Genomic DNA, 12,127 nt, shown 5'->3' on the forward strand with positions numbered 1-12,127 from the left:
ACCATCATCTGAATTCGACACCACCCTACAAAGGAAAATATAGATGATCACCGGAACACTGAAATCAAAGGTCGATAAGGTCTGGAACGCATTCTGGTCCGGAGGACTGACCAACCCGCTTGCTGTAATTGAACAGATATCCTACCTGCTTTTCATCCGCAGGCTCGACGAACTGCATACCCAGAAGCTGCAACAGGCCATGTTGCGACGCATTGAGATTGAGAATCCCATTTTCACGCCGGAGCAGGAACACTTCCGCTGGTCGGTGCTCAAGAACAAGGCACCTTCTGAGATGTATGAAATTTTCACCGGAGCCGAGGGACTTTTCGAATTCATCAAAAACATGAACGGCAACGGCACCGCCTATGCCAGATTCATGAAAGATGCCGTATTCATGATCCCTACCGCCGACCTGCTGACCAAAGTAGTCGACCTCATTGACGATATCGACATGGAAGACCGGGACACCAAGGGCGATCTATACGAATACCTGCTTTCCAAGTTAACCACCGCCGGGGTAAATGGGCAGTTCCGCACCCCGCGCCACATCATCAAGATGATGATCGAAATGCTCGCCCCCACGCCCAAGGACACCGTCTGCGATCCTGCATGTGGAACCGCCGGATTCCTTATGGCTGCCAGTGAATACGTACGCGACACACATCCCGAAATTTTCCAATCCGCTGAACTGCGCGAACACTTCAGCGGCCCCATGTTCACCGGGTTCGACTTCGACCCCTCCATGCTGCGTATTGCGGTCATGAACATGGTTTTGCACGGCGTAGAAAACCCGAACATCGAATCCCGCGACTCGCTGGCTCAGTCCAGCGAAAACATCGCCGGAATCTGCACCAAAATCTACGCCAACCCGCCCTTCAAGGGTTCACTTGATTATGACATCGTTGCTCCCGACCTGCTGCGCCCGCAGAAAAGCAAGAAGACCGAGCTTCTTTTCCTGAACCTGTTCCTTCGTCTGCTCAAACCCGGCGGGCAGTGTGCATGCATCGTACCTGATGGCGTTCTTTTCGGTTCCACCAAGGCACACGTTGCTATTCGTAAGATGATTGTAGAAGAACACAAGCTTGATGCTGTCATCTCCATGCCTTCTGGTGTTTTCAAGCCCTATGCCGGGGTATCCACCGCTATCCTCATCTTCACCCGAACAGATTCCGGTGGTACTGACAAAGTCTGGTTTTACGACATGCAGGCCGACGGTTATTCGCTGGATGACAAGCGCACCGAGTTGGACAAAGACGATCACGAAAAAAACAACATTCCGGATATCATCGCCCGCTGGAAGGCTCTTGCGGATGTAGAAGGCCGCGCGCGTACCGAGCAAAGCTTCATGGTTCCCGTGGAAGATATTGCCAAAAACAAGTATGATCTCTCCATCAACCGCTACAAAGAAATCGTCTACGAAGAGGAAGAATACGACCCGCCTCTTGAAATCCTTGATCGTATGGAAGAGCTTGAACGGGAAATCCTCGGCGATATGGCCGAATTAAGGGAGATGCTTAATGACTAATCAGGATGTGCGCTGGAAGCAACGTTTCAGCAATTACTTAAAGGCTCTGGATAGGCTTTCTAATGCTGTAGAACTCGCTGAAGCGCGTGGCCTTTCTGATTTGGAAGAACAGGGCATGATTCAAGGATTCGAGTTTACCCACGAGCTGGCTTGGAATGTATTAAAAGACTTTTTGAAGCATCAGGGAATCAGCAACCTTATAGGCTCAAAAGATGCCGTCCGTTCTGCGTTTCAAAACGGCCTGATAGAAGACGGCGAAATCTGGATGAGCATGATTCTGGACCGTAACCGTTCTTCCCATACCTACAATGAAGACACGGCAAGGGAAATTGCCACAAGAATTCTGGCTGATTATTACCCCGCATTTCAGCAAATGGCCGAACGGTTCAAGACCATTCGTGATGAATCAGAGGATTAGTATGCGTTTTGGACTCAAAGAGGAAGTCATAGAGCGGATATGCGCTGTTATTCACGGCTATCCGTCAGTGGAAAAGGTGATCCTGTTCGGTTCACGGGCCAAAGGCTGTCATAGCCCCGGTTCAGATATCGACCTGACCCTTATGGGGGATGAGATTACAGCCACAGAGCGGGACCGCATTCTGTTGGCTCTGGATGATCTTTTTCTGCCGTACACTATTGATTTGAGTTTGTTCCGGCAGATAACATCTGATGATTTGCGGGAGCATATTGCGCGGGTTGGGATTGAGTTTTGCTCTTATTCGGATTCTGGGAATGGGGTTGGTTAATTTTATGATTTATGATTTTATTTTTTGTGGTTGTGGGGTGATGGGATGAGTTGGGATATGATTGAACTGGGGGAAGTATGCAATTTTCAAGGTGGATCGCAACCCCCTAAAAATGTTTGGATTAATAACCCCAAAGACGGGTATATTCCTATGCTTCAAATTAGGGATTTTACGCAGTCACCGCAGAATGAATATGTACCTACATCTAATTCCTTAAAAATTTGCAAAGAAGACGACATTCTTATTGCAAGATATGGGGCTTCTGTTGGAAAGATATTAACAGGGCTAAGCGGGGCATATAACGTTGCAATTGTTAAAACAATACCTGATGCGAAAAGCCTGATTAAGCCGTATCTTTATTTCTATCTTAAATCAGACTTATTTCAAAACTTGCTCAAATCAGTTGGTAGCCGAGCTGCACAGCAGGGGTTCAATAAAGAAGACATCACAAAATTCAAAATCCCCCTCCCCCCGCTATCCGAACAAAAACGCATAGCCGCCATTCTGGACAAGGCCGATGCTATCCGGCGTAAAAGGAAGCAAGCTCTGGAGTTAGCGGATGAGTTTCTGCGGGCTACTTTTCTGGATATGTTTGGTGATCCGGTTAGTAATCCTATGGGATGGAATAATTGTAAAATTGAAGACTTATGCAAAACGATAGTTGATTGCCCTCACACAACACCTCAGTACTGCGATCCAACAGAAGGAATTCCCTGCATAAGGACTTCAGATCTTCAAAAGGGGTTTTTAGAGTTTGAAACAACAAAATATGTAACACCCGAAAATTACGCAGTAAGAATCAAACGACATGAACCTTCATCTGGAGATATTGTATACAGCCGTGAGGGAGAACGATTCGGAATTGCTGCTTTGATCCCGCAAGAAACTAAACTTTGTTTGGGACAAAGGATGATGCTTTTCTCTCCTGATCGGAGCAAGTGCACATCTGAATTCCTATGGGGGCTCCTCAATTCTAAGGGAATTTATCAACAAGCACTAAAAGAAGTTGGTGGTGCAACATCTCCCCATGTCAATGTCGGCGCGATAAAAAAATTTAAAGCTATAATTCCAAGTATGGGCATGCAACGCGATTACTCAGATGCCATAAAAAAAATGTACTACTTGAGAAACAAGTCCATCGACAAGTTATCCACTGCCGACACCCTATTCGCATCCCTATCCCAACGAGCATTCCGGGGTGAATTATAAAATTATCGATATTCCATATTGACAGAATCATCGAAAGTCTTACTTATGCTAAGTTGAGAAATTGGCGTGCGTAAATAATACGGAGATAAATATGTCATACTCTGACTGGGATCTTTATAATTGCTCCGAAGATCACGAAGAAAGATACGTTGTGGGATTGTTCAAAGAAAAAGATCAACCTAGTGTACAAGCTTTCCTTCGTGCGAAGTGCAAAGACAACACGATTTATAGAATGCGTCATGATGCTCTTTACGCATTGATTGAAAAAGAACTTAAAATCAAAAGAAAATAACCCCTGATAACCAGCACCGCCATACTCAACACCAAATGCCATGACCTTCAGTGAGGCCACGACATTTCCTAAAGGCCAGCCCCAAGCTGGCCTTTTTATTTGCTGTAGTGTATCGATTGTTGGACTCTAATTCAAAATATATGGTGAATATATGCCTGCATCAGACTTCGAAGAAAAAGCAAGACAACTAATTCAGAGCGCAAAGGACGGTGATAAATTCGTCAATCGTCTGGAGCAAGAACCATACGGTGAACCGGGTTTTGAAGCCTTGCAGAACTTCGCCATGCAAGCAGGAAAGACGCTTTTTCTCGCCAATGGCGGTGCGGCAGTGGCACTACTGACACTCCTTGGCGCTAGCATGCAAACCAAAGACCCTATCATAGGACTCAACAGTCTTTGGTTTATCGTCCCTGCAACAATATTTGGAATAGGAATCCTATGCTCTGTCCTTCTCTATGCACTTGCAATGATCTCACAAAAACATTTTAACGAACCAATCAAAATCTCAGAAGACAAACCAAATCTAAAAAAAATAGCCCAAAACCTGAAAGAAGGGAAAAAATACCAAAATTGGAGTAAAAAATCAGGATTAACAAGTGCCGCCATGTTCATTGCAGGTATATTCGTATGGGTCATTATTCTGGCCTAAATAAACTCTTAATTATTCCTCAATAAACTGCTATAACCCACCCATACAATTAAACATCCCACTCACAACGAGCATAGCAGGATCATAAGCACGTTATGAAATCAAACTTCACCTTCCTGAAATCCCAGTGGCCCGAACTCTACTCTGCTGCCCGTGAAGCGGAATCACAGGTAAAATCAGCACCGCGCTCCTGCCTTTTTTCTTGCCGATATACCTTAGAACAGGCCACTCACTGGCTCTATGATCATGACGAATACTTAAAGAAGCCCTATGCCGAGAACCTCGGGGCCTTGATTCATGAACCTAGCTTTAAAGAGAACATGCCGCCTTCCCTTTTCCCGAAGGTAAAAATCATCCACAAGGCCGGGAACCTTGCCGCCCATAGCGGACGCCAGCCCAAAGCAATTGATGCGCTGCAATGCGTGAAAGAACTTTTCCATTTTTTATACTGGCTGTACCGCAGCTATTCGGATGTTGAACCGCAGGATCAGGAGTTTAAAGCCGCGCTTCTGGTCGAAGAAACGCAGGAACAAGACCTTACCCTGAAACAGATTCAGGAGCTCAAAGCAAAACTTGAAGATCAAGCCAAGGCTCTTAATGATGAGCGCAAGGCTCATGCGCTGACCCGTGAGGAACTTACGGCACGCAACGAAAAGGTTACCGAAACTAAAGAGCGTAACGCTTCCATCCCAGATCCGCATGATTATTCCGAGGCCGAGACCCGCGAATACATCATCGACCTGTTATTGCGTGAAGCAGGATGGGACCTTGAAAAGCCTAATGTGCGGGAGTTTCCGGTTGTCGGCATGCCTACCAAATCCGGCAAAAAAGACGGTAAAGGCAAGGCGGATTATGTTCTCTGGGGTGATGATGGCAAACCACTAGCTGTGGTTGAAGCTAAACGCACTACCGCTAACGCCTCCAAGGGCAAAAGGCAGGCCGAACTGTATGCCGATTGTCTTGAACAGATGTACGACCAACGTCCTATCCTTTTTTACACCAACGGATACGAAACATTTATCTGGGATGACACCTTCTACCCTCCGCGCCCGGTGCAGGGATTCCATAAAAAAGATGAGCTGCAACGGCTGGTTATGCGCCGCACTCAGTCCAAGGATTTGAGCGAGGTGGGACTGAATCCCGACATTGCAGGACGGCCTTACCAGCAGGAAGGACTTCGCCGCGTGACCGGTACTTTTGAAGAACGGCAACGCAAGGCTCTGGTGGTTATGGCAACAGGGACAGGAAAAACGCGCTTTTCTATTTCGCTGGCAGATGTGCTGCAACGCGCAGGCTGGGCCAAACGCATCCTCTTCCTCGCGGACCGCAACGCTCTGGTCAGACAAGCCAAGAACGCCTTTCTCGCCCTGATGCCGGACAGCAATCCGCTGGACATCCGCACCGACCGCGAAAGCGGCGATACAGAACGGGTGGTGCTCTCCACTTACCACACCATGATGGGCGTGATTGATGAATTTGAGAACGGAGTGCGCCGTTTCGGAGTCGGGCACTTTGACCTGATCATCATTGATGAGGCACACCGCTCGGTCTACCAGAAATTCGGGGCCATCTTCGACTATTTCGATTCCCTGCTTCTGGGCCTAACCGCAACCCCGCGTGATGAGGTGGACCGCAACACCTATGAACTTTTTGAGCTGGAAGACGAAGTTCCCACATACAATTATGAGCTGGCTGTTGCAGTAGAACAAGGTCATCTGGTGCCGCCGACCAATATTTCAGTGCCTTTGAAATTTCCCCGAGAAGGCGTGAAGTATGACGAATTGCCTGCTGATGAAAAAGACCAGTTCGAAGATACATTCTGGAAAGACGGCGATGACAGCCTGCGTGAGATCGACAAATCCCAATTGAATAAATGGCTCTTCAATCAGGACACCGTGGACAAGGTTCTCAAATTCCTGTTTGAAAACGGTATCAAAATAGACGGCGGCGAAAAGCTGGGGAAAACCATTATCTTCGCGGCCAATATTCCACATGCACGCTATATTCAGGAACGGTTCGATTCCAATTTTCCCAAAGAAGCCGGAAAATATGCGCGCATAATCGCCAGTGGTGAAGATTACGGCCCATTCGCTGAATCCCTGCTCGAAGAATTTTCCCAGAGCGACAAGCTGCCCCAGATCGCAATTTCAGTAGATATGCTCGATACCGGGGTGGATGTGCCGGAAGTGGTCAACCTTGTCTTTTTCAAACGGGTATACTCACGGGTGAAGTTCCACCAGATGATCGGGCGCGGCACACGGCTCTGCGAGAATCTATTTGCTCCGGGCGAACACAAAGAACAGTTCGTAATCTTTGACTTCTGCGAAAACTTTGAATTCTTCAGCAATAACCCTGCGGGCTACGAAAATGGCGGGGGGCAACCTCTGCATCAAAAAATATTCCTGAAGAGACTGGGACTGTTACGCCTACTTGCTGAAGGCGAACAAATCACTGATGACGATGACAAATTTCTGGAAAGCGTAAAAGACAAACTCTACCGCACAATAAATGGCCTTAATGTGGACAGCTTCATGGTCCGCCCTGCGCGTGAATACGTCGAACGCTACGCCGATCTTGAACGCTGGGATTCCGTCTCTGATGAAGATGAAGCGGACCTCAGCAACCATCTTGCAAAACTCAAATCAGACTTTGACGAAGGCAACGGGCTTTGCAAACGGTTCGACATGATCATCCTCAATGCCCAGACCTGCCTGCTGACCAAAGATTCGGCATTTGAAGGATACAAGGGCAAAATCAGCGCACTGGCACAGGCTTTAACTGACAAAGCAACCATTCCGGCAGTTCAAAAGGAAATGGTCCTGATCGAGGCTATCCTGACCGATGAATTCTGGGCTGAACCATCCTGCGGCCTGCTGGAGCGCATCCGCATCGCTCTGCGCGAACTGATCCGCTTTCTGGACACCGAAACACAGGAACCGGTCTATACAAATTTCACTGACACCCTCGGCGAAGCAACCGAGGTTGATCTTCCGGGTGACGGGCTATCACTCGCCAAATATCGCCTCAAGGTTGAGCAGTTCATCCGCTCACACATGGACCACATCGCCATCAACAAACTGTACATGAACAAACCGATCAATACGGTAGACATCAGCGAACTTGAGCGCATGCTGTTCAGTGCCGAGGAGATCGGCGATAAAAATCGGTTCAGCACCGCTTTCGGAGAGGACTACACTCTCGGCACCCTTATCCGCAATATTGTGGGGCTAGACCGCAGCGCAGCAGAAAACGCCTTCCAAGAATTCATCCAGTCCGGCAACTACAATGCCGATCAAATCCATTTCGTAAACCACATCATCGAACACCTGACCAGCCAGGGAACCATGGACCCCGGCCTGCTTTTTGAATCATCACCCTATATAGATAGGCACCCGCACGGAGTTGGAGGTGTGTTCTCAATGCATGATGCACGAAAGGTGCTGGATCTGGTTGAAGTAATTAATGATAATGCGGTGGCGTAACACCATAATAAGAGACATGCATTATATGCTCAGACTTATCTAATCAGCGTTCTCTCAAGGCTTCATTTTTATACCGCAAAACAGGTGTCAAAAGATATTCGATTAAACGTCTTGATCCAAGATTAACATCAACTGTGACTGACATCCCCGGAATAAGTCTGATAGGTTTATCTCCCACCTTTATAGTATCGCGTTCCATCTCAATAAGAGCCCGATATACCGGTCCTAATTGCTCATCCATTGTTACGTCATTAGCAATTTTACGGATTATACCGTTAATGGCTCCATATTTTGTAAACTCAAAAGTTTCGACCTTCACCTTAACTTTTTGTCCAGGACTCACAAAGCCAATATCGCGGTTTAAAATCTTAGCTTCAACCTCAAGGTGACTCTCATTGGGAACAATACGCATGAGTACAGATGCTGGCTCAACTACGCCTTCCTTGGTATGGACGGCAAGGTCGAGAACTGTACCTTTAATGGGAGATTTCAATGTCCTCATTGCTAGACGGCGCTGTACTGCGTGAAGATCCTGCTCCAGAGTCACTATCTGCTGTTCACATTCTGACAGTTCCGTAAGTATTGAATGATGAAATTTTTCAGCAGCTGTCCTGCGTTGTTCAACTGCGTAACCAATCTCAGTCTCGATCTTCTTCGCCGTCTGTGTCAGGACCGACTCAGACTGTCTCCTCTCAACCAATTGTTCTTCCATCTCTTCAAGACCAGATCTTGATACCGCCTTTTCTTGAAAAAGCTTTTCAAGACGTTCAACCCGCCTCTCAGCAAATCCGACCATACTTCTAGTCTTTTCCAACTGAGCAAGAGTCTCTTCATACTCTGCTTCCTTTCCTGCAATCTCCTGATCCAGAGTAGCCATCTCGGCGCAAAATGAATCCCATTGAGAATACATGATCCGCCTTTCTGCTTCGACTAAAAACTGCGGCACCCCTGCTGGTTCCATAAAATCACCGACGCTATCATCAGACTCGGAAAGAACCGCAAGCCTAGCGCGCCTTGCATACTGACGGTCAAGCTGATTACTAATATCGAGAGCATCTCCCTCAACCTCAGTCTGATCAAATGCAATAAGAGTCTGTCCGGCCTCTACTGATTGCCCCTCTTGAACCAAAACCTCTTTGATTACACAAAGCTCTGGGGCCTGGATGACTTTGACCCGCCCGGAAGGAATTGTTTTCCCTGTTGCTGGAGAAATAATGTCAATTTGAGAAAACGTGGCCCATAATATAGCTACTGAAATAAGTCCCATAATGGCTACAGGAAGAAGCCAGGCAATCGTAGGAAGCGGCGCATTCACAACAGCATCAATGCCGGAAAGGTATTCAGCCTCCTTAGATCTGTACCTATTTTTATAACAGTGAATTCCATCACAAACTGATTTCGGAGCCAACCTCATAAAACCAAAACATTGGTTCAAACCGGCTTTAGTGAATTGAATCATTTTTATTATACGCTGAGGCAACGGCATGATCTCTTTATTAGATTCGTTCATCAAACCTGCCCCTCCTGCATCGCATGAAGCTGGGCAAAACGCCCATTGGAAGCAAGCAACACTTTATGAGGTCCGTCTTCAACTATTCGACCTTTTTCTACCGTAAGAATTCGATCCGCGATTCGTACAGTGCTCAAACGGTGAGCAACTATAAAAACAGTCCTGCCTTGACATATTTTCCGCATATTATGTTGAATAATACGTTCTGATTCATAATCCAAAGCACTGGTCGCCTCGTCAAAGATAAGAATGCGAGGATTACCTACCAAAGCGCGCGCTAGGGCAATACGTTGTCGTTGCCCGGCGGATAGAGTGGCGCCACGTTCCCCCACAATAGTATCATAAGCTTGGGGCAGCGCACGAATAAACTCATCAGCTCCAGCAAGCCTAGCAGCATATCCAACCTTCTCAATGGATAATGAAGGATCTGTCAGTGCTATATTATCCCTAATTGATCGGTTAAACAAAATGCTCTCCTGAAGAACAACTCCTATCTGCCTACGAAGCCATGACGGCTCCACTTGAGAAACATTGATGCCATCAGCTAGAATCCGACCTTTTTGGGGAGTATAAAGACGCTGCAAAAGCTTCATTAGGGTGCTCTTACCAGACCCGGACGAACCGACAATACCGACAATCTCACCGGCTCTTACATCAAAGCTTATATCCTCAACCACACAAGGGCTTTCAGGTCCATAACTGAAAGAAACATCTTCAAACCGCACATTGCCACGCAAAACAGGAAGATTCTCCACGCTTGAGCCGCTTGCAGGCTCCACTTGTGAATTAATAATATCTCCCACACGGTTAACAGACACTTTAGCCTGTTGAATCTGTTGAAAAACTTGAGCAATTCGCATTGCAGGAGCAAGAACCCGCCCTACCATCATATTGAAAGCGATTAAACCACCTGCAGTCATGTCTCCCGAAATGACCAGCTTAGCCCCCACCCAAAGACAGATAGCAACAGTGAGCTTATTGATCGTTCCTGAAATCAACCCGATTATGTTGGAAAGATTTTCCGAATCTTTGGCCTGCCTAGTGTGCCCCACCACCAGATCTTCCCATTGCCGCTGAAACTGAGGCTCAACCGACATTGCCTTCACGGTTTCCATGCCGGAAATAACTTCCACCAGATATGACTGCGAATCGGTATTGGCCTCAAACTTCTTCTGTAAACGATTCTTAAGTTTCGGAGCAAGACCTCCGTATAGCAAGAGCAGCAATCCAATAGAAATCATCACCATAACCATAAGCAACGGGCTGAAAACATACATGACAATGAGAAATACAAAAGTGAACAGAAAGTCCGTCATGGATGTCAAAGCAGGACCTGTCAAAAAATTCCTGATAGTTTCAAGCTCACGGGCACGTGCAGCAGTATCGCCAGTTTTACGGGAAGAAAAATAACTCATTGGCAGCCTGCTCATATGTCTGAATAGGCGTGCAACTAACTCAACATCGACTCGGTTGGTCATATGTCGAAAAAGAAATCCTCGAAAAGCACCAATAATGAAATCAAATGCAGTAATTATGATAAGACCGAAAACAAGTACATCCAGAGTACTCATACCTCCTGTAGAGAGGACCTTATCAATAATAACCATTGTGAAAAGAGGAGTTATCAACCCAAAGATTTGCACAAAAAAAGATGCACAAAGAACTTGCGTAAGCAAACCTCTCTGGCGGAACAACCCCGGTAAAAACCATTTAAACCCAAATTTTGTTGCTTCTGAGCTTTTCTGACTGGCGTTAGCAACAAGAACAACCACCCCTTCCCATTGCGCTTCAAACTCTTCCCTGGTCAGGACGAGCGTCCCTGACTGCAGAGGATCACGAATAAGAATTTTATTTTCCTCAGCACCAGCAACAAGAACAAAACGCTGTTCCTTGCACACTGCAATAAGTGGAAAACGCAACTTGATAAGCCGTTCCCATGTGGTCTTCTGCTGGTCTGCCTTTGCACCAGACTCCCTCACCGCCCGTATAATATCGCTGACAGTAAAAAGCTCATAGGTTCCGACAATTCTCCTGATTTCTTTAGCATCAGAAGGAAGTTCAAGAAGATTCAATGCCAATGCAGTGCAGGCCAATCCACTATCAATCGTATGTCCTTCGTTGGAATGACTTGAACCGGCCAATCCATTAACATTGGTATGCATAATAATTTCACCTATTTCACTCATGCAACTCACAAGCTACTGCCATTAAAGAGCAATACAGTTACGCCGAGAACCAGTTATCCTTTATCTTCCACGATTGTTCTCTGACCATCGGGTGTTACTTTGGGATATTTAAACGACTGTCCTTTGAATACGCTGCTTTTCAATTCCTCAATCATTTTATCATCCCCACCGAAAGGAGCTATCAAATCAATAATCCAAAGATTCGTTCCGCTCCTCCATTCAACAGGGGCAATACGCCCCAACCCTTCTGAAATCCTTTTTTCGGCTTTATCTGACAAGTATGCCCACAGAGCGACGCCGATCGGACCTTCCTCAGTACGGAATATTCTGTACTGACCAGCCAGCACCGGAGGCATTACCAGCCATTCCAAATCCGCAAGAAACATATAACGGTGAGAGCGGTGCTGTGAGAGAACCCAAGTTATCTCTCCGAGAACTCCAGCCATTGTGATGGGTTCCCCATTTGCTCCTCTAACGTTGGTATTCTTCTGACTCCAGTGACCAGATTTATTATTTTTTTCACTCATC

General features: G+C 46.6%; 10 protein-coding genes. 7 read left to right on the top strand and 3 right to left on the bottom strand.

The genetic code is table 11. From position 1 onward, the window contains the following. Positions 1 to 43 precede the first annotated feature (43 nt). From ACKU40_RS08700 to ACKU40_RS08730, 7 genes are all read left to right on the top strand, one after another. Positions 44 to 1,525: a class I SAM-dependent DNA methyltransferase gene (locus tag ACKU40_RS08700; RefSeq protein WP_320176127.1), complete on the top strand. Its 1,482-nt coding sequence runs from the start codon at positions 44 to 46 to the stop codon at positions 1,523 to 1,525. Beyond that, entirely contained in the window at positions 1,518 to 1,943 is a 426-nt protein-coding gene (locus tag ACKU40_RS08705) for a nucleotidyltransferase substrate binding protein (protein WP_320176128.1), read from the top strand. The genes ACKU40_RS08700 and ACKU40_RS08705 overlap by 8 nt, the downstream gene beginning before the upstream one ends. Before the next feature lies 1 nt (position 1,944). Then, positions 1,945 to 2,271 (top strand): nucleotidyltransferase domain-containing protein, encoded by a 327-nt coding sequence (locus ACKU40_RS08710; RefSeq protein WP_320176129.1) that lies wholly within the window; start codon positions 1,945 to 1,947, stop codon positions 2,269 to 2,271. 45 nt (positions 2,272 to 2,316) lie between these two features. Further along, a complete protein-coding gene (locus ACKU40_RS08715; protein WP_320176130.1) occupies positions 2,317 to 3,480 on the top strand; it encodes a restriction endonuclease subunit S in 1,164 nt (387 codons plus the stop codon). A 91-nt stretch (positions 3,481 to 3,571) separates the two neighbouring features. Next, complete coding sequence (locus ACKU40_RS08720; protein WP_320176131.1) at positions 3,572 to 3,772, top strand: hypothetical protein; 201 nt, start codon at positions 3,572 to 3,574, stop codon at positions 3,770 to 3,772. Positions 3,773 to 3,923: 151 nt separating this feature from the next. Then, positions 3,924 to 4,421, top strand: a complete 498-nt coding sequence (locus tag ACKU40_RS08725) for a hypothetical protein (protein WP_320176132.1) — start codon at positions 3,924 to 3,926, stop codon at positions 4,419 to 4,421. Positions 4,422 to 4,516: 95 nt separating this feature from the next. Continuing rightward, positions 4,517 to 7,903 carry a DEAD/DEAH box helicase family protein gene (locus tag ACKU40_RS08730; RefSeq protein ID WP_320176133.1) on the top strand — a complete coding sequence of 1,129 codons (3,387 nt, stop codon included), beginning with the start codon at positions 4,517 to 4,519 and terminating at the stop codon, positions 7,901 to 7,903. 43 nt (positions 7,904 to 7,946) lie between these two features. Here ACKU40_RS08730 and ACKU40_RS08735 read toward each other — a convergent pair whose 3' ends face one another. Genes ACKU40_RS08735 through ACKU40_RS08745 form a run of 3 tightly spaced genes read right to left on the bottom strand, consistent with a single transcriptional unit; the run spans position 7,947 to position 12,126 of the window. Then, on the bottom strand, positions 7,947 to 9,413 hold the full coding sequence (locus tag ACKU40_RS08735) for an HlyD family type I secretion periplasmic adaptor subunit (protein ID WP_320176134.1): 1,467 nt from the start codon (positions 9,411 to 9,413) through the stop codon (positions 7,947 to 7,949). Beyond that, complete coding sequence (locus ACKU40_RS08740) at positions 9,413 to 11,599, bottom strand: type I secretion system permease/ATPase (protein ID WP_320176135.1); 2,187 nt, start codon at positions 11,597 to 11,599, stop codon at positions 9,413 to 9,415. The genes ACKU40_RS08735 and ACKU40_RS08740 overlap by 1 nt, the downstream gene beginning before the upstream one ends. A gap of 53 nt (positions 11,600 to 11,652) precedes the next feature. Then, positions 11,653 to 12,126 carry a toxin-activating lysine-acyltransferase gene (locus tag ACKU40_RS08745; RefSeq protein WP_320176136.1) on the bottom strand — a complete coding sequence of 158 codons (474 nt, stop codon included), beginning with the start codon at positions 12,124 to 12,126 and terminating at the stop codon, positions 11,653 to 11,655. Between the last annotated feature and the right edge of the window lies 1 nt (position 12,127).

This window comes from Maridesulfovibrio sp. (genome assembly GCF_963666665.1).
Taxonomy (GTDB): domain Bacteria; phylum Desulfobacterota; class Desulfovibrionia; order Desulfovibrionales; family Desulfovibrionaceae; genus Maridesulfovibrio.

What these genes read in the sequence shown, in the direction of transcription:
- ACKU40_RS08720 (WP_320176131.1), top strand. Translation starts at nt 3,572, where the DNA reads ATGTCATACTCTGACTGGGATCTTTATAATTGCTCCGAAGATCACGAA.
- ACKU40_RS08735 (WP_320176134.1), bottom strand. Translation starts at nt 9,413, where the DNA reads ATGAACGAATCTAATAAAGAGATCATGCCGTTGCCTCAGCGTATAATA.
- ACKU40_RS08730 (WP_320176133.1), top strand. Translation starts at nt 4,517, where the DNA reads ATGAAATCAAACTTCACCTTCCTGAAATCCCAGTGGCCCGAACTCTAC.
- ACKU40_RS08710 (WP_320176129.1), top strand. Translation starts at nt 1,945, where the DNA reads ATGCGTTTTGGACTCAAAGAGGAAGTCATAGAGCGGATATGCGCTGTT.
- ACKU40_RS08725 (WP_320176132.1), top strand. Translation starts at nt 3,924, where the DNA reads ATGCCTGCATCAGACTTCGAAGAAAAAGCAAGACAACTAATTCAGAGC.
- ACKU40_RS08740 (WP_320176135.1), bottom strand. Translation starts at nt 11,599, where the DNA reads ATGAGTGAAATAGGTGAAATTATTATGCATACCAATGTTAATGGATTG.
- ACKU40_RS08715 (WP_320176130.1), top strand. Translation starts at nt 2,317, where the DNA reads ATGAGTTGGGATATGATTGAACTGGGGGAAGTATGCAATTTTCAAGGT.
- ACKU40_RS08705 (WP_320176128.1), top strand. Translation starts at nt 1,518, where the DNA reads ATGACTAATCAGGATGTGCGCTGGAAGCAACGTTTCAGCAATTACTTA.
- ACKU40_RS08745 (WP_320176136.1), bottom strand. Translation starts at nt 12,126, where the DNA reads ATGAGTGAAAAAAATAATAAATCTGGTCACTGGAGTCAGAAGAATACC.
- ACKU40_RS08700 (WP_320176127.1), top strand. Translation starts at nt 44, where the DNA reads ATGATCACCGGAACACTGAAATCAAAGGTCGATAAGGTCTGGAACGCA.